16 protein-coding genes and 1 pseudogene are annotated in these 16,925 nt (G+C 40.7%); 5 read left to right on the top strand and 12 right to left on the bottom strand.

Annotated features, from left to right (window positions below; translation table 11 throughout):
- Nucleotides 1-416, top strand: a 416-nt coding sequence (locus tag NG55_RS16180; RefSeq protein WP_141669907.1) for an OmpA family protein, incomplete at its 5' end; no start/stop codon positions are given.
- Between the two features lie 130 nt (nucleotides 417-546).
- Here the strand turns inward: NG55_RS16180 and NG55_RS21050 are convergent.
- The 5 genes from NG55_RS21050 to NG55_RS16160 all read right to left on the bottom strand — a co-directional run bounded on the left by NG55_RS21050 (nucleotide 547) and on the right by NG55_RS16160 (nucleotide 6,350).
- Nucleotides 547-705, bottom strand: coding sequence for a hypothetical protein (locus NG55_RS21050; protein ID WP_016541482.1), 159 nt, complete (start codon nucleotides 703-705; stop codon nucleotides 547-549).
- A gap of 4 nt (nucleotides 706-709) precedes the next feature.
- The gene (locus tag NG55_RS16175) at nucleotides 710-1,915 is read right to left on the bottom strand and encodes an RtcB family protein (RefSeq protein WP_016541481.1); all 1,206 of its coding nucleotides are present in this window, start codon (nucleotides 1,913-1,915) and stop codon (nucleotides 710-712) included.
- Nucleotides 1,916-2,167: 252 nt separating this feature from the next.
- On the bottom strand, nucleotides 2,168-3,625 hold the full coding sequence (locus NG55_RS16170) for an amino acid permease (RefSeq protein ID WP_016541480.1): 1,458 nt from the start codon (nucleotides 3,623-3,625) through the stop codon (nucleotides 2,168-2,170).
- 278 nt (nucleotides 3,626-3,903) lie between these two features.
- Nucleotides 3,904-4,929: a class I SAM-dependent methyltransferase gene (locus NG55_RS16165; protein ID WP_065343802.1), complete on the bottom strand. Its 1,026-nt coding sequence runs from the start codon at nucleotides 4,927-4,929 to the stop codon at nucleotides 3,904-3,906.
- A 62-nt stretch (nucleotides 4,930-4,991) separates the two neighbouring features.
- A complete protein-coding gene (locus tag NG55_RS16160) occupies nucleotides 4,992-6,350 on the bottom strand; it encodes a uracil-xanthine permease family protein (protein WP_016541478.1) in 1,359 nt (452 codons plus the stop codon).
- A 176-nt stretch (nucleotides 6,351-6,526) separates the two neighbouring features.
- Here NG55_RS16160 and typA point away from each other — a divergent pair, with 176 nt between their 5' ends.
- The 3 genes from typA to NG55_RS16145 all read left to right on the top strand — a co-directional run bounded on the left by typA (nucleotide 6,527) and on the right by NG55_RS16145 (nucleotide 9,531).
- Nucleotides 6,527-8,362: a translational GTPase TypA gene (typA, locus tag NG55_RS16155; protein ID WP_016541477.1), complete on the top strand. Its 1,836-nt coding sequence runs from the start codon at nucleotides 6,527-6,529 to the stop codon at nucleotides 8,360-8,362.
- 245 nt (nucleotides 8,363-8,607) lie between these two features.
- On the top strand, nucleotides 8,608-9,039 hold the full coding sequence (gene mscL, locus NG55_RS16150) for a large conductance mechanosensitive channel protein MscL (protein WP_004652374.1): 432 nt from the start codon (nucleotides 8,608-8,610) through the stop codon (nucleotides 9,037-9,039).
- Between the two features lie 159 nt (nucleotides 9,040-9,198).
- The gene (locus NG55_RS16145; RefSeq protein WP_065343801.1) at nucleotides 9,199-9,531 is read left to right on the top strand and encodes a gamma-glutamylcyclotransferase family protein; all 333 of its coding nucleotides are present in this window, start codon (nucleotides 9,199-9,201) and stop codon (nucleotides 9,529-9,531) included.
- A 55-nt stretch (nucleotides 9,532-9,586) separates the two neighbouring features.
- Here NG55_RS16145 and NG55_RS16140 read toward each other — a convergent pair whose 3' ends face one another.
- Both NG55_RS16140 and mutM read right to left on the bottom strand, forming a co-directional pair.
- A complete protein-coding gene (locus NG55_RS16140) occupies nucleotides 9,587-9,898 on the bottom strand; it encodes a peptidylprolyl isomerase (protein ID WP_081401633.1) in 312 nt (103 codons plus the stop codon).
- Nucleotides 9,899-9,908: 10 nt separating this feature from the next.
- Nucleotides 9,909-10,730, bottom strand: a complete 822-nt coding sequence (gene mutM, locus NG55_RS16135; RefSeq protein WP_065343800.1) for a bifunctional DNA-formamidopyrimidine glycosylase/DNA-(apurinic or apyrimidinic site) lyase — start codon at nucleotides 10,728-10,730, stop codon at nucleotides 9,909-9,911.
- 207 nt (nucleotides 10,731-10,937) lie between these two features.
- Between mutM and NG55_RS16130 the strand changes: the two genes are divergently transcribed.
- A complete protein-coding gene (locus NG55_RS16130) occupies nucleotides 10,938-13,067 on the top strand; it encodes a TonB-dependent receptor (protein WP_065343799.1) in 2,130 nt (709 codons plus the stop codon).
- Between the two features lie 37 nt (nucleotides 13,068-13,104).
- Here the strand turns inward: NG55_RS16130 and NG55_RS16125 are convergent, their stop codons facing one another.
- The 5 genes and pseudogenes from NG55_RS16125 to ygfZ all read right to left on the bottom strand — a co-directional run bounded on the left by NG55_RS16125 (nucleotide 13,105) and on the right by ygfZ (nucleotide 16,873).
- Nucleotides 13,105-13,905 (bottom strand): tetratricopeptide repeat protein, encoded by an 801-nt coding sequence (locus NG55_RS16125; protein ID WP_016660719.1) that lies wholly within the window; start codon nucleotides 13,903-13,905, stop codon nucleotides 13,105-13,107.
- A 250-nt stretch (nucleotides 13,906-14,155) separates the two neighbouring features.
- A complete protein-coding gene (locus NG55_RS16120; RefSeq protein ID WP_023271401.1) occupies nucleotides 14,156-14,887 on the bottom strand; it encodes a DsbC family protein in 732 nt (243 codons plus the stop codon).
- 74 nt (nucleotides 14,888-14,961) lie between these two features.
- Nucleotides 14,962-15,283 (bottom strand): annotated as a pseudogene (locus NG55_RS16115) (low molecular weight protein tyrosine phosphatase family protein).
- A 9-nt stretch (nucleotides 15,284-15,292) separates the two neighbouring features.
- Nucleotides 15,293-16,018: a DsbC family protein gene (locus NG55_RS16110; RefSeq protein ID WP_065343798.1), complete on the bottom strand. Its 726-nt coding sequence runs from the start codon at nucleotides 16,016-16,018 to the stop codon at nucleotides 15,293-15,295.
- A gap of 129 nt (nucleotides 16,019-16,147) precedes the next feature.
- A complete protein-coding gene (gene ygfZ / locus NG55_RS16105; RefSeq protein ID WP_016541469.1) occupies nucleotides 16,148-16,873 on the bottom strand; it encodes a CAF17-like 4Fe-4S cluster assembly/insertion protein YgfZ in 726 nt (241 codons plus the stop codon).
- Between the last annotated feature and the right edge of the window lie 52 nt (nucleotides 16,874-16,925).

Raw genomic sequence — 16,925 nt, 5'->3', positions numbered from 1 at the left:
CTCCAGTTGCTCCACAACCACAAGAGTTAACTGAAGATCTTAACATGGAACTTCGCGTATTCTTCGATACGAACAAGTCTGTTATCAAACCACAATACAAGTCTGAAATTGCTAAGGTTGCTGAGAAGTTAGCTGAGTTCCCGAATGCGACAGCTCGTATTGAAGGTCACACAGATAACACTGGTCCACGTAAGTTGAACGAACGTTTATCTTTAGCTCGTGCTAACTCTGTTAAATCTGCACTTGTAAATGAATACAACGTAAACGCAACTCGTTTGACAACTCAAGGTTTCGCTTGGGATCAACCGATTGCTGACAACAAAACTAAAGAAGGTCGTGCTATGAACCGTCGCGTATTCGCTGCGATTACTGGTAGTCGTACTGTTCTTGTACAACCAGGTCAACAAGCTCAATAATTTGAGTTTATGAACTGAAAAAAAGCGACTCGTCAGAGTCGCTTTTTTTATATGATGGATCTAAGTCATAAAACATTGGGATTCTCCTTTTATTGAATAGGTTTAAAATATTTTAATCACTATTAATTATTTACCATATTTCTTTTTTAAGCTGCTGCTTGGTATTTTGTCTTTCACGTCGATGCTGTGCTCGAGGTTTCTCTGTTTCATGAATTCCACCTTTATGTAATAAAGGCGAAAGCGCTACAGGGTTACGGACTTTAATTTTTGGCATTTCTTTGAGTTTCATTTGATTATCCTTTGATACATAAAATCTGTTTGAGGGTATGTACGATTTCGATCAAATCAGATTGGTTTGCCATGACTTGATCAATATCTTTATAAGCAGCTGGAATTTCATCAATCACAGCACTGTCTTTTCGACATTCAATCCCTTGGGTTTGCTGAATCAAATCATCCTGACTAAACAGTAGTTTGGCTTTGCTGCGACTCATTTTACGTCCTGCGCCATGTGAGCATGAACAGAAGGACTCAGGATTGGCTTTGCCTTTTACAATATAGGAGCGTGCTCCCATTGAGCCAGGGATAATGCCTAATTCATCTTGACCTGCTCGAATTGCACCTTTACGTGTAATTAAGAGATTCTCACCAAAGTGAGTTTCTTGACTGACGTAATTGTGGTGGCAGTTAATTGCTTCTTTGGTCATTTGAAACGGTGGTAGCAGTGGGCGGATTGCTTCTAAAATCAGACGCATCATTTCACGTCGATTTTCAAAGGCATATTCTTGTGCCCATTCCACGGCTTCAACATAATCGTCAAAACTATTTGAACCTTCTGCAAAGTAACTCAAATCTTTATCTGGCACATGACCAAAACGATGTTGTGCTTCTTTCTTTGCCAATTCAATGAAGTAGGTTCCAATGACATTGCCTAAACCGCGGCTACCAGAATGCAGCATGACCCAGACGTCCTGATTTTCATCCAGACACAGTTCGATGAAATGATTGCCACCGCCTAAGGTACCGAGTTGTTTTTGCCAAGTGGCATCGAACTTTCTGAGCATCCGAACCAAACCTGGATGTTTTTTGATGATCGGTTGTAAGCGTTTCTCCAGAGGAATAATGCTAGAAGCTTTTGCTTTTACTTGTTTATGCAGTTCAAAGCCCACAGGAACCTTACGTTCAATGGCATGACGTAGCGGTGCGAGGTTGTCTGGAAGCTGTGAGGCCTTGAGGTTGAGTCGAATCGCATTCATCCCACAACCAATATCAACACCGACAGCTGCGGGGATGATGGCATTTTTGGTAGGAATGACGCTGCCTACGGTCGCACCTTTGCCGACATGTACATCAGGCATCACCGCAATATGTGAATAAACAAATTGCAGTTGTGCCATTTTTTTCAGTTGTTCAATACTTTCGCTGTCAATATCGGTTGTGAAAATTTTCACTGGAACACCATATTGCGCATCTGCATTGAGTATTTTTTGTATGCCCATTTTCTTGTCTCGGGTATTTTAATTGTTGGTCCGAATAGGCATAAAAAAACCTAGCGAATGCTAGGTTAAATAGAGCATTCGGACAAGTGATCAATTGATTTGTACACTTGTCCGTGAGTCGACAGTGCCAAATCTTATGGTGTAGTTCCTAGTTGTAATGGCATGTTGTCATCCTCCTATCAGTGGTGCCGTTGAAAATATGAGCGAGATTTTACTCATATTTTCATTTGGGTCAAGTAAAAAGCGGTTTTTTTATTCGCCTTCTTTGACATTCATGTCTTTGTAAGCAATCAGTTTGGTCTTGTGTTTCCACTTATAACCCAACCAGATCGCCAAAAATAATGGAATGCTGATATAGGTTGAAACTAGACCTAGCCAGTCTATTTTACCACCAAGTAACGCTTGATAGTTTTGACCTAAGATAATGATTGAACAAAGAATAAATGCAAACCATGGGGCAAATGGGAAGAACTTGGCGCGATATGCCAGATCTTCAACTTTATAGCCTTGCGCAATATAGCCCTTACGGAAACGATAATGTGAAATCGCAATACCTAACCATACAATGAAACCACACATTCCTGACATGTTGAGTAACCAGTTAAAAACTTGTTTCTCGCCAATAAAGGTGGTTAAGAAGCACAATGCCGCAACTGCAGTGGTTGCATAGAGTGCATTCATTGGTACGCCACGGCCATCGAGTTTGGAGAACCATTTCGGCGCACGACCTTCTTTGGCCATATCAAATAACATACGGGTAGAGGAGTACATTCCCGAGTTACCCGCAGATAAGATTGCACTGAGAATTACCGCATTCATTAAGCTTGCTGCAAAGGCAAAGCCTGCTTTTTCATATAAAAGCGTAAATGGAGAGAGTGCAATATCTTCGCTCTGAGCTGCTTTTAACAGTAGAGGATCGTCATAGCTGACCAAGGTACCAATGATGAAAATACATAGGATATAAAACAGTAAAATACGCCAGAAAATTTGTTTAATCGCCAATGGAATGGTCTTTTTAGGGTCTTTTGATTCACCTGCGGCAACCCCCACCATCTCAGTCCCTTGGAATGAGAATCCAGCAATCATGGCAACCCCGATTAAGGCTTGCAAACCACCGACAAAAGGAGCTTCCTTGTAAGTCCAGTGCTGAAATACCGAGACATTTGGTGTCATCATGATTTTAGCAATCATCCAGATACCAATCACGATAAATACGATAATGGCAATGACTTTAATCAAAGAGAATAAGAACTCACTTTCACCAAAACCTTTCACCGTTAAGGCATTAATCCCAAAAATAATGGCAAGGAAGATCGCACTCCAGTAGAAACCTGGAATATCAGGGAACCAAAATTTCATGATGAACTGGACGGCAACCAATTCGAAAGCAACGGTAATGGCCCAGTTATACCAATAATTCCAACCTAAGGCGAAACCAAAGCCATCTTCGACATAGCGGCTACCATAGGTAAAGAACGCACCTGATGTTGGATTATGCGTTGCGAGTTCACCTAAGCTGGTCATCAAGAAGTAAATCATGATCCCGATGAGGGCATAGGCCAATAACGCACCACCTGGACCCGCAGTGGCAATGGTTGAACCTGAAGCAAGGAATAAGCCTGTGCCGATCGATCCACCAATGGCAATCATGTTCAGGTGTCGAGCCCCGAGCTTGCGCTGAAGGTGTTGAGGAGCAGATGTATCGCTCATAAAAATTCCTTAAACTGTATAAGGGTCTGTTGACACTTTATATCTGGGTTGCGTTATAAGCTGAAATTTCATTAATCAAGGCATGAAACGAAAGTAATAGCGACTCTATTGCTAAGTTTCATAACGAAGAGTGAGGAAATTTCAACCATAACCCTTCGGGGCAGGAATATTTTTTGCCGCTATAGCGTTATGGCTGACTCATTTAGAATCACTAAATTTCATCAACCATGCCTTATACCGCCTAAAAAATATTCTCTGCCGCAACCATAGATAAAGTATCAGCTGCCCCTGTTTGCACAGGCATATAACACCTTGAATCCTTGTTGATCGGCTTTCACCTGACATTCACCAAAACTCTGTTCAATCAGAGGAGGGTAGTTTAGAAAACGATTTGCCACGATCCATAATTCACCTGAATTTTTCAGATGTTTTTTCGCACGTTGGCAAAGTTCCTCACTCGCATCGTAATTGGTATGAATTCCCTGATGAAAAGGCGGATTGCTGACGATCGCATCTAAATCATTCGGTGCATCTACAAAACCAGTGACAGCTTGGAGATTTAACTGAGTTAAATTCAGACCATTTCGTTGAAAGGTCAGCTCAGTAGACCGTAATGCAAATGCATCAACATCAAGTGCAAAAATTTGCCGATTCGAATCTAGTTTGGCCAAATAGGCACTAATAATTCCAGCGCCACAACCAAAGTCGGCAATCTTACCTGATTTTACTTGACTAAGGTAAGGGACTAATACGGCTGTACCGACATCTAAATGATCTTGACTAAATACACCAGGCAAGGCACAGATATTTAACTGTTCTTGATCTATTTGAACTGTATAAGTTTTTAACCAGTGTTCAAGTGGTTTTAACTGCTCTGTTCGTTCGATCTTCATTTGCCAAAGTTGGCAGTGACGTGCACTGTCAAGTTTTAGTGTTTTGCCATATTGCAATAATTGTTTTGCTGCCCGCTCAACGCCCCCTTTTTTTTCACCAACCAGAAAAATATTGTGATCAAGTTTTAAATGGCTAACGACAACGTGCAGAATATAATTTAGTAATTCTTTCGACTTGGGGACGAAAATAACAACCTGATCAAACTGTGCTTGTGGGAATTCCACGGAAAAATGAGAGCGAATTCCAGAGCTGATAAAACCTTGATGATCAGCATAATTCCAAGTCCATACTGAGGCTTGGACTTTATTGGGTAAAGTTTTGGCGAGTTGATCATTTGGGGCATTAATCAGTAAAACTTGCCCGCTTAAATAATCTTGTTGTCTGATGACAACTTCACTACGTGGATCCATTTTGATCTCTCATCAAAAACAAAGCCCAGTCGTGAAACTGGGCACTTGTGATGGTTGGATGATTATTTATGTGTTTCAGGTAAAACAATATTTAAAATTAGTGCAGCGATACCGCCTGTTGCAACACCAGAACTAAAAATATTTTTAAATAGTTCAGGTAGATGCTCGAGGATTTGAGGTACTTGTGCAACACCTAGACCTAATGCAAGTGAAATCGCAATAATCAACAAAGCACGACGGTCGAGGTGAATACTGGAAAGAATATTAATACCAGAAGCAGCGACTGCGCCAAACATGACCATGACAGCACCACCAAGTACCGCTTGTGGTACGGCCTGAATCACGGCAGCTACAGCAGGGAATAAACCTAAAATCACCAATAGCACGGCAATCCAAATCCCAACATATCGACTTGCCACACCAGTCAATTGAATCACACCATTGTTTTGTGCAAATACAGAACTTGGGAAGGTATTAAAGATACCTGCTAAAAATGAGTTGGCGCCATTGACCAACACACCACCTTTGATCCGTTGCATCCAGATTGGGCCATCGACTGGCTGATTTGAAATTTTACTGGTTGCTGTAACGTCACCAATTGCTTCGAGTGAAGTGACCAGATAGATAAATGCCATCGGGATGAACAGACTCCATGAGAAGCTGAGTCCAAAATGCATTGGTGTTGGAATTTGAATCAAGGGAGCATCACTGAGTACTGAAAAGTTTAAATGGCCCATAAAACCAGCAAGAATATAACCAATCACCAAGGCAATTAAGATTGCTGAACTTTTGACCCAAATAATTTTGATACGATTGAGCAGAATAATAATACCCAATACGGTACATGACATGATCAGGTTATCTGCATTGGCAAAGGTGTTGTCCTGCATTGCGGTATAACCACCGCCCATACTAATCAGACCTTCTTTAATCAAAGTAAGACCAATCAACAGCACCACAATACCTGTGACTAACGGCGTAATCAGCTTTTTTACCCATGGTAAAATTCGAGAAACGCCCATTTCAATAAATGAACCCGCAATCACCACACCAAAGATGGCAGCCATCACCTGCTCAACGGGTGTACCCGCAGCAACCATTGCGCTCCCGATACCAATGATTGGACCAATAAAGTTAAAACTTGTACCTTGGACAATGAGCAGTCCCGCACCAAATGGACCTACCTTTTTACACTGTAAAAAGGTTGCAATGCCTGAAATGATTAAAGACATCGAAAGGATCATATTGGTGTCTTCGCGGGAGACGCCAAGTGCCAAACAAATCAGTAATCCAGGGGTGACAATTGGGACTAAAATCGCCAAAAGATGCTGTAAGGCGGCTAAAAATGCAACAAAAGGTTTCGGTCGATCATTGAGTCCGTAGACCAGATCAAGCTGCTGCTGAGGTTGTGAATTCGACATGGGAGTATAAAAAGCGAGAGGCATTAGTGGAATATTCTAATAGAGTTAGCTCGCTTTACCAACGATTCTATAACACTTCGTCAGAAAAAAAGTGCACTGTCAATAAACTGTCACTACTAAAGTTTAGTATTTTTCTGTATAATTTGCCCTCAAATTTAAAGCGTATCGAATTTTACATGTCAGATATTAAAACTCTCCGTAACATTGCCATTATTGCGCACGTCGATCATGGTAAGACGACTCTAGTCGACAAACTTTTACAACAATCAGGTGCTCTTGGTGATCGCGCAGGCGAGATTGAACGTGTTATGGATTCTAACGCGCTTGAGTCTGAACGTGGTATTACCATTCTTGCAAAAAACACTGCAATCAAATGGTTAGACGCACGTACAAACACCGAATACCGCATCAACATTGTGGACACCCCGGGACACGCCGACTTCGGTGGTGAAGTGGAACGTGTAATGTCGATGGTTGACTGTGTATTGCTTCTTGTAGATTCACAAGAAGGTCCAATGCCACAAACTCGCTTCGTAACGCAAAAAGCGTTCGCGCGTGGTTTGAAGCCAATCGTGATTATCAACAAAGTTGACAAGCCAAGCGCGCGTCCAGATTGGGTAATCGATCAAGTATTCGATTTGTTTGATAACCTTGGTGGTTCTGACGAACAGTTAGACTTCCCAATCGTTTATGCTTCAGGCTTACGTGGTGTTGCTGGTCCTTCACCAGAAGAATTAGCGGAAGACATGACACCGTTGTTCCAAACGATTGTAGATATCGTTGAACCACCAGCAGTTGATGTTGATGGTCCTTTCCAAATGCAGATTTCATCACTTGACTATAACAGTTTCGTTGGTGTTATCGGTGTGGGCCGTATCCAACGTGGTTCTGTAAAATTAAATACACCAGTTACTGTTATCGATAAAGATGGCAATACACGTAACGGCCGTATCTTAAAAATCATGGGTTACCACGGTTTAGAGCGTGTTGATGTTGAATCAGCTTCAGCTGGTGACATCATCTGTATTACTGGTATTGATGCATTAAACATTTCTGATACGATTTGTGATCCGAAAAATGTAGAAGCATTACCAGCATTGTCTGTAGATGAACCAACAGTTTCGATGACATTCCAAGTCAATAACTCACCGTTTGCGGGTAAAGAAGGTAAGTTCGTAACTTCACGTAACATTCGTGAGCGTCTTGACCGTGAATTGATTCACAACGTAGCACTCCGTGTTGAAGATACTGACAGTCCAGACCGTTTCAAGGTTTCAGGCCGTGGTGAACTTCACCTTTCAGTATTGATTGAAAACATGCGTCGTGAAGGCTTCGAAATGGGCGTATCACGTCCACAAGTAATCATGAAAGAAATCGATGGTGAAAAACAAGAGCCATACGAAAATGTAACGTTTGACGTTGAAGAGCAGCATCAAGGTTCTGTAATGGAACAAATGGGCTTCCGTAAAGGCGAAATGACCAATATGGAAGTTGACGGTAAAGGCCGTATCCGTATTGAAGCAACTGTACCTTCACGTGGCTTGATTGGTTTCCGTTCTGAATTCCTAACCATGACTTCTGGTACAGGGATCATGACATCAAGCTTCTCGCATTACGGTCCAGCAAAAGCGGGTACTGTTGCGAAACGTCAAAATGGTGTGTTGATTTCTATGGTTCAAGGGACTTGCTTGGGCTATGCACTGTTCACACTTCAAGACCGTGGTCGTTTATTCGCGAAGCCACAGTTAGAAGTGTATGAAGGGATGATCATTGGTATTAACTCACGTTCTGACGATATGGTTGTAAACCCAACCAAAGCGAAGCAGTTAACCAACGTTCGTGCGTCAGGTACTGATGAAGCTTTAACTTTAACACCTGCAATGGAATACACGCTTGAACAAGCGCTTGAATTCATTCAAGATGATGAGTTGGTTGAAGTAACACCAAAATCGATTCGTATCCGTAAGCGTTACTTAACTGAAAACGAACGTAAACGTAACCGCGATAAATAATTTTTCTTCACTGAAAAATGACAAAACCGCTAAATTTATTTAGCGGTTTTTTATTGCATAAATCAGAGGGGAGGAACATGCTTAAACACATATTTTTATGAAAATAAAAAGTGTTGTTAAAGTGTGAAATAACTTTCTTTTTTTGATAAAAATATTAAATTATCAACATTATGTGGATAACTGCGCCTGTGTAATAAACAATGCAAAAACAGGTTGCGATCAAGTTCAACTCTGGAGAGTTATAGATGAGTATTATTAAAGAATTTAAAGAATTTGCCATCAAAGGCAATATGATGGATTTAGCGATTGGTGTCATCATTGGTGGCGCTTTTGGTAAAATCATTGATTCATTAGTGAAAGATATCGTGATGCCGGTGATTTCATGGATCTTGGGTGGTGATGTGGATTACACCAACTGGTTCCTTATCCTTGGCGATAACCCAAATAATGTGACAACCCTGAAAGCGGCACAAGATGCAGGACTGAATGTATTTGCTTATGGTAGCTTCTTAACCATTCTGATTAACTTCTTGTTATTGGCATGGGTGGTATTCTTGTTGGTGAAAGTGATGAACCGTATCCGCAAACAAGAAGAGGCTGCACCTGAGCCTGAAGCAACACCAGAAGATGTTCAATTGTTACGTGAAATTCGTGATGAATTGAAAAAACAAGGTTAATTCAGCTTGAATAAAAAAACGGCATTTGAGATGCCGTTTTTTTATTGCCTATTGGAATAGATCATTTCAGGGTAATGATGTGAAAATCGTTATTTTTCATAGAAAAATTGCTACTTTCATTTTAAGATGCTGTGCATATTGCGAAGGGGATCAAGCAACATGAATCGATTATTTGTATATGGCACACTGTGCCCAAATCGAGAAAATGCCTATATTTTGGGGGAAATCGGCGGTGATTGGCGGCAGGCGTCGGTGCATGGCACCATTCATATTCTGGATTGGGGACCAGATCAAGGTTTACCTGCAATCGTGTTGAATGAAGCAGATCCTTTGGTTGAGGGATATTTGTTTAGTACCGAAAAATTAGAACAGAATTGGCAGATGTTGGATGATTTTGAAGGGATGCAATATCAACGGGTAGAGGTTCTGGTTCAACTGTCAGATGGCGGCACAACCTTGGCATGGACCTATGTGATGAAACCCCAAGATTAAATTCGTATAACCGTACAGTTGAGCTTAAATCTAAATTTAAGCTCAACGAGATCAATTATCTTAAACTGCCCATACGGAATTTGACTTCAACCAAATGAAAACCAAATTGGCTTTTAATTGGGCCATGTAAAATGCGTTCTGCGGCGCTAAAAACCAGTTTATCGATGACGGGCACCAGTTGACCTTTTTTCACCTCGCCCAATTCTCCCCCCCGTTTTGCTGAGTTACAGGTTGAGTATTGCTTGGCGACCTTGCCAAAATCAGCACCAGACTGAATGCGCTTTTTTAGCTGTTCAGCCAGATCTTTGTCTTTGACTAAAATATGTCGAACAATCGCAGTTTGCATGATATGTTCTCCTCCGTACATCTTAATAAGCTTACGCTTTTTTTAACTTCAGTGGTTGGCATTGCGGGCAGAATACACTGGCACGTTGGCCTAATTTCAGATTTTCCAAAGTCGTTTCACAATTCACGCACATTTCGCCTGCACGACCATAGGCCAAAAGCGTTTGTTGAAAGTAACCATTTTCGCCCATGGCATTGCTATAGTCGCGCAAGGTCGAGCCACCTAAATCAATTGCCTGCTTTAAGATGCGTTTAACTTCGATAACGAGTTTGTCGACTTGTCCTTTGCTTAAGGTTGAAGCTGGTTGTGCTGGGTGAACCCCGATGTTGAATAAACTTTCTGTTGCATAGATATTGCCGACGCCAACCACCACATGGTTATCCATTAAAGCAATTTTAATGCCTACATTCTTTTTACTCAGCTTTTCACGGAGATAAGTTGCATTAAAATCTTCGCTTAATGGCTCAGGGCCAAGTGTGTCGATTAGTTTGCTTTGATTGTGTTGGTCTAACCACAAAATGCAGCCAAAGCGACGTGGGTCGTGATAGCGGAGTTGCAAATCTTCAAAATCAATCACCAGATGATCATGCTTTCTGAGTGCTTCATTGGGTTCACACAAACGAAAGCTGCCTGACATACCCAAATGCCAGAGCATATGATCTTGTTCAAACTCAGCTAAAATATATTTAGAGCGACGTTTAAGTTGAGTCAAACGCTGTCCGACTAGTTTGTCGAGATCGTTTGGAATTGGCCAACGTAAACTGGCATTGAATACTTTGACGGCTTGAACACGTTGTTCTAATAGCGGTAGCAAGCTGGTTTTGGTGGTTTCAACTTCAGGAAGTTCGGGCATAGAAAGCTCAAGTTGTTTCAACAACAATACAATGAGGGCAAATGTTTCACTTACAATTATGACGGTATTTAATTTTATTTACCAATGCCAATCAGTAACCAGATTGATGGTTTTGGCTAAAGTGAATGATGTAAGACAAATATAAAATAATCAGATGCTTACTTTTAAAAATCATCCTTTTGAAATTTTGAGAAATAAGGAACCTTCATGCCTTCACTGAAAATAAACCTTTTATATGGTTGCGTCGCAATGTGTATGGGGGCGAGTAGTAGCGCTGTCTGGGCAGTTGAATCCGATGCAGATCAAGCGGTGCAGCTTCCAACCATTAAAGTTGAAGCAACACGAACCAATACCCCTTATATGCAAACACCTGCATCGATCTTTAGAGTGGATATGCCTCAAAATGATCAATCTGCGCAGGTGAACTTAACCGAAGTGGTGAAAGGGATTCCAAGTGTTCAATTACGCAATCGTGAAAATTACGCTCAAGATTTGCAGCTCTCGATGCGTGGTTTTGGTGCGCGTTCTACCTTTGGTGTGCGCGGGATCCGTTTATATACCGATGGTATTCCAGCAACGATGCCAGATGGACAGGGCCAAACCTCGAATATTGATTTAAGTAGCCTCAGTCATCTTGAAGTATTAACTGGTCCATTTTCATCACTATATGGAAACTCATCAGGTGGTGCGATTTTGGCAACGACCAAAGAAGGTCAGGGCAAAGATTCGATTGAAATGAGTTATGCGGGTGGCAGCCATAACAAGAATCGTGCAGGAGTAGTACTACAGGGCGGTGCAAAAAATCAAAATGAACCGAGCTATATCATTAGTTCATCTTATTTTGATACCGATGGCTATCGTGACCATAGCAGTGCAGAAAAAGTCTTAAATAATGCCAAACTGACGTGGAACTTGGATGATGGCACTAAAATCAACTGGGTCACCAACTATGTCAAGATTCATGCCAATGATCCACAAGGGTTAAATAGAGCTCAATGGCAGCAGAATCCACGTCAAGTCAATGATGCGAATAATACTTATAATGTCCGTAAAGATATTGAGCAAACGCAAACGGGTGTGACGTGGTCTAAACCGATTAATGATCAGCATGAGCTGTATGCCATGGCTTATTTCGGCAATCGTCAAGTGACTCAATATCAATCGATTCCTCAAACAGCTCAAGCCAATCCAAATCATGCGGGTGGGGTGATCGATTTTGAACGGAATTATTATGGTGCTGATTTCCGTTGGACAGGGAAAGAGCTGTTACCGAATACAACCTTCAGCGCAGGGCTTGCTGTTGATAGCATGGATGAAGACCGCAAAGGCTATGAGAATTTTAATCTCGTTAACGCTAAGCCAACTTATGGGGTGAAAGGCACATTGCGTCGCGATGAAGACAATACTTTATGGAATGTTGATCCCTATTTACAAGCCTCTTGGCAGTTTTTACCAGCTTGGCGTTTAGACACAGGTGTACGTTATAGCAATGTGCATTATAAATCTAAGGATCACTATTTAAGCAATGGCAATGATAGTGATAAAACCGATTATAACAAGGTGTTACCGTCGGCTGCTTTAAGCTGGCAAATTACACCTGCGTTATTGGCTTATGCGAGCTACGCCAAAGGCTTTGAAACCCCAACGTTTACTGAAATGGCTTATCAGGCGGATAAGGATAAAGCTGGATTTAACTTTAATCTAAAACCATCTAGCAGTGATAACTATGAACTCGGCGTAAAATCACAAAACCTGCTCGGTGATTTTACTTTGGCTGTTTTTCAGAGCAAAACCAAAGATGATATTGTTTCAGCAGGCACTTCAAATGGACGTGCGACCTTTCGGAATGCCGATAAAACACTTCGTCAAGGGCTTGAGTTAGCATGGAATAAAAAGCTTTGGAAAGATCTTGAGATTAGCAGTAGTTACGGGTATTTAGATGCTAAGTTTGATGCTGCAATTCCAGCTATCGGTACGGTTAAGGCTGTTGAAAAGGGCAACGCAATCCCCGGTATTGCGAAGAACCAAGCTTCTCTTGGTTTAGCGTGGAAACCAGAGCAGGGCTTCTATGCGGGTGCAGATGCGCAGTATATGGACAAGGTTTATGTAGACGACGTGAATAGTGATACAGCGCCAAGCTATACCGTTGCTTCAATTTATACAGGATATGCATGGAAATATGCAGATTGGGGGGTTAATGGCTTTGCGCGTATTGATAATTTATTTGATAAGAACTATGCAGGCTCTGTGATTGTCAATGATAGCAATAGCCGTTTCTTTGAACCAGCGGATGGGCGTAATTGGAGTGCTGGAATTAAAGTAAGCAAACAATTCTAAGTGAAAAGAGCAGCATGTGTATGCTGCTCTTTATTTTTTACTTTTTGGGTGCTGCTTTTTTCGCAGCAATTACTTCTTCAACTTTGGCCAAAGACTCTTTCGCATTGGGGTAATTTGCTGCTGCTAAACGAGTAAAAATATTTTTTGCCTGTTCTAAATCTTGATCGATAATATTCCCGTTGGCGAGCATATTACCTAGAATCATCAGTGACGGTGCATAGTCTTTCTTGGCAAGCTCTTTTAAACTTTCAACCGCTTGTTGCTGCATGAATGGATTTTTATTCTTTACACCAATGCCAAGGTCATACACCGCTTTTAGATTTTTAGCAGGATAATAATCTTTTCTCAATAAAGGCAATAATTTCTGAATAGCAAGTTGATCATATTCAGGCTTACCTTGCCTAAAAAGAATATCAGCAAACTCAACGGTCGCTTCATCAGAGCCTTGAATTGAGGCTTTCTCTAAATATTCTTTGTATTTTTGTGGATTTTTACCTAGCCCAAGTGTGCCTTTATGGTAGGCCTGAGCGAGTGCAAAGGTTGCAGGGCCATAGCCTTTGTTTGATGCATCTTGATAATACTGCAATGCTTTCTTCTCATCTTTCGCTGTCCCTTGCCCAGCTTGAGTCATATAACCTAAATTAAAGATCGCTTGTTTATTTCCAGTATCGGCCAAACGTTGCATTTCCTGAAAGGCTGCAGGGTAGTCTTTTGCTTCGTAAAGTTGAGTCGCTTTGGTGAATAACGGATCGGCCTTGACGGTTGTTGCTTTAGTGTCTGCTGCAAATGTTGTATGGCTTGCAATCGTAATTAAACTCGCGATGAGCAATTTTTTCATGTTTATTTTCCTTTCATGTTGATCTGCTTTCATCCTTTGCATAGCAGAACTCAATATGCTGCCTTCATCATAAAAGTTTGGGCGAAAATGTAAATAAGGATTTTGTATAAATCGTAGTGAAATGGAAGAAGGGGAATTAAGTCTGTAAATTAAATAAATAAAATTAAATCAATAATTTATGTTTAATTTTTTGAATGAAAGCTTGTGACCCTTTGTGGCAAAAAAGTCAACAAGCCTCCATCATTGCGTATTATTTGTTACTGCTGGCTTCCTGTAAAAGCTGCTCAATCTGTTCCGCATTTTGTGGGCTACCAGAGAGGCGCATCCCATTTTGCAGGAATAGGGTCGGGGTACCATCAATTTGTAGTTTTTGACCTAAGGCAAGATTCTTTTGTATTGGGGTTTCACACTGTACTGCTTTTTTTGGTGCTTTACGATGCAGCATATAATCCTCCCAAGCTTCATACTGGTTTTTTGAACACCAAATTTGATTGGCAACAGCTTCAGCTTGTGGATGTAAACTTTTTAGTGGGAACAAGAACAGATAAACCGTGACATTATCGATAGAGGTCATGTTCTGTTCAAGTTTTTGGCAATAGGGGCAGTCAGGATCGCTAAAGACGTAAAGGATACGTTCTCCCTTACCTTTTACATATTTGATTGCTTGATCGAGCGGTAGTTGTTTGACATCAATTTTGCCAAATTCAGCTAAGCGCTCTTCGGTCAAATTTTTCTTGTTTTTGACATCGAGAAGGTTACCGAAAAACAGATATTTGGCTGTTTCATCTGTATAGATGATTTTGCCAGCAGCATAGACTTCATAAATACCAGGTAAAGGTGAAGGACTAACTGATTTGACTGGAATATCTGGATAATTCTGTTTGAAGTTTCTTTCCAGTGTTTTGCTATCGGCATGTAGGCTTTGTAAGCTGAGCAGACTCAAGCTGAGTGCAGATAACCATGTTTTGATCGTTATTTTCATGAGGAATCGGTTGTGTTGAGAATAAAGGAACAATAACGTTGATTTGTGCTTTCGACAAGAATTTAGCCCAAACTTTATTTTAAATATGGTTGCATCGCCAATTGAAGTAATTCAATCAGCTCCGGGTCCATATAGCGATAGTCATCTGGAATATCGAGCACAAACACTCGTTTATGTATGAGTTGTTTAGAAAACTGTTCTTTGATCTGTTGCTTGTGTCGAGACTCCATTACAAAGATTTGTTCCGCCCAAGCAATATCCTTTAACGAGAGGGTGTGTTTGGCGTGACGACTGGTTCCCCGCTGATCGGGTATGTAGACCATAGCCTTGAGCGAAAATGCGCTCAGCTGTTGGGCTACGCCATTGATTACGACTACAAATAAACAGGGTATTCAAACAAGTATCTCATTCATGATCGACAGTATTAATAAAATTTTCTAAGCCTTCAAGTTCGGGTACCCCAACAACTCGATGTCCTTGTGAATTAAATATTGTCGGTGTTAGATTAATTCGATATTTTTTGGTTATTGCCATATTTTGATCGATGGGTTGATGACACGAATTTGCTCTTTTATTTGGTTTATCCCCATCTAATAAATATGCCTTCCAAGCTTTGACAGGATCTTTTGAGCACAAAATATTCTTGGAGGTTTCAATGGCCGTGGGGTGTAAATGTGCTAATCCCATTGGGAAAGTGTAAATTGTTGTGTTATCAATATCCTCAAGAATCCCTTGTAATGCCTGACATGCAGGGCAGTCGGGATCTGCAAAAACATATAAAACTCTTTTACCATTCCCTTTTACTTCTTTTAATGCATTGGCTGTAGGGAGTTGCTTTGGGTTGATTGCATAATGTTTTTGATAATTATAGTCTGCTATGTTTTGCATATTCTCAAGATCAATCATATCCCCATCAATTAAATATCGGCCTGAAGCATCAATCAATATAGAACCTCTAATATTTGAAAGAGTATATAGATTGGGAATCGGTGTCTTATCTATAAATTCAGGTTTGAGCTCTTTTGGAAGGCTTTTTATTCGTTGGTGAATTTGTTCTGTATTTGCAAAAATAGATTGTGAGCTCAATATTATTGCAATTGTCATAATATAAAGTGAATTTAATTTATACACAGAAATTTCCCGTAAAAAAAAGAATAGGCATAATTGTTTTAAATCAGTATATGTTGAATTTGAAAGGAAATTTTATTTTAATAATTTTACACATAATGCAAAAGCCCTAAGAGGGCTTTTGCTAGGGTTTTATGATTGCGGGCGAGCCACATCACCATTCAGTGCATCTGGTAGATCCAAAGCGGTTACACCGAGCTCTTCTAAAGCAGCGGGTTTTGCAATGACCAGTGCTAAATAGCCTTCTTCAAATGAAACACTATTCACCACCTCAACATCTTTGCTGAGTTGAGTTGCTGGCGCAGGCAGATCACCTTGGGCTTGAATTAAATGCAACCAATGCTTCGGCTTTGCTTTAAACCAAAGACGCGCCACGATTTCCTGACCGAGATAACAACCTTTATCAAAATGTACGCCATCACGTTGATGTAATCGTAATTCTTGTGGTTGAAATAAATGCTCTGTACTTTGACTAATCCACGCTTGTCCAGACTGAATTGCCTGAATTTGCCAAGTGTTGAGATCACTTTCTACTGATGAAAATTCGGTTTGAATGCCATTTACCGTTGGAAAGACAGGACCGATTTGTTCTAACTTCATTTTAGAGAAGGCACCAAACTTTTTAATGTGCTTAGCAAATTCTTCAGCTTGGTCTTGCGTGGTTACAAGTTCAAAGCTCTCTGGGCCAAGTCGTTTAATCCATAAACCAAAATGAATACGTCCTTTTAAATCACAAATAGCGGTATAGCGACTTTCATTTTCAGGTATACGCTCTACATGCACGGTCACCTGACCTTGTAAAAATTTTTGTGCATCTACACCATTTAAGCTAAAAGCAGTAAAAGCAAGCTGACTCATAGATCAATCCTAAATCTGCATTCTAATCACGAAAATATGGATTGTTATTTTG

Source organism: Acinetobacter gyllenbergii (assembly GCF_001682515.1).
Lineage (GTDB): Bacteria > Pseudomonadota > Gammaproteobacteria > Pseudomonadales > Moraxellaceae > Acinetobacter > Acinetobacter gyllenbergii.
This window is presented reverse-complemented; position numbering and strand designations above follow the sequence as displayed.

What these genes read in the sequence shown, in the direction of transcription:
- NG55_RS21050 (WP_016541482.1), bottom strand. Translation starts at nt 705, where the DNA reads ATGAAACTCAAAGAAATGCCAAAAATTAAAGTCCGTAACCCTGTAGCG.
- NG55_RS16175 (WP_016541481.1), bottom strand. Translation starts at nt 1,915, where the DNA reads ATGGGCATACAAAAAATACTCAATGCAGATGCGCAATATGGTGTTCCA.
- NG55_RS16170 (WP_016541480.1), bottom strand. Translation starts at nt 3,625, where the DNA reads ATGAGCGATACATCTGCTCCTCAACACCTTCAGCGCAAGCTCGGGGCT.
- NG55_RS16165 (WP_065343802.1), bottom strand. Translation starts at nt 4,929, where the DNA reads ATGGATCCACGTAGTGAAGTTGTCATCAGACAACAAGATTATTTAAGC.
- NG55_RS16160 (WP_016541478.1), bottom strand. Translation starts at nt 6,350, where the DNA reads ATGTCGAATTCACAACCTCAGCAGCAGCTTGATCTGGTCTACGGACTC.
- typA (WP_016541477.1), top strand. Translation starts at nt 6,527, where the DNA reads ATGTCAGATATTAAAACTCTCCGTAACATTGCCATTATTGCGCACGTC.
- mscL (WP_004652374.1), top strand. Translation starts at nt 8,608, where the DNA reads ATGAGTATTATTAAAGAATTTAAAGAATTTGCCATCAAAGGCAATATG.
- NG55_RS16145 (WP_065343801.1), top strand. Translation starts at nt 9,199, where the DNA reads ATGAATCGATTATTTGTATATGGCACACTGTGCCCAAATCGAGAAAAT.
- NG55_RS16140 (WP_081401633.1), bottom strand. Translation starts at nt 9,898, where the DNA reads ATGTACGGAGGAGAACATATCATGCAAACTGCGATTGTTCGACATATT.
- mutM (WP_065343800.1), bottom strand. Translation starts at nt 10,730, where the DNA reads ATGCCCGAACTTCCTGAAGTTGAAACCACCAAAACCAGCTTGCTACCG.
- NG55_RS16130 (WP_065343799.1), top strand. Translation starts at nt 10,938, where the DNA reads ATGCCTTCACTGAAAATAAACCTTTTATATGGTTGCGTCGCAATGTGT.
- NG55_RS16125 (WP_016660719.1), bottom strand. Translation starts at nt 13,905, where the DNA reads ATGAAAAAATTGCTCATCGCGAGTTTAATTACGATTGCAAGCCATACA.
- NG55_RS16120 (WP_023271401.1), bottom strand. Translation starts at nt 14,887, where the DNA reads ATGAAAATAACGATCAAAACATGGTTATCTGCACTCAGCTTGAGTCTG.
- ygfZ (WP_016541469.1), bottom strand. Translation starts at nt 16,873, where the DNA reads ATGAGTCAGCTTGCTTTTACTGCTTTTAGCTTAAATGGTGTAGATGCA.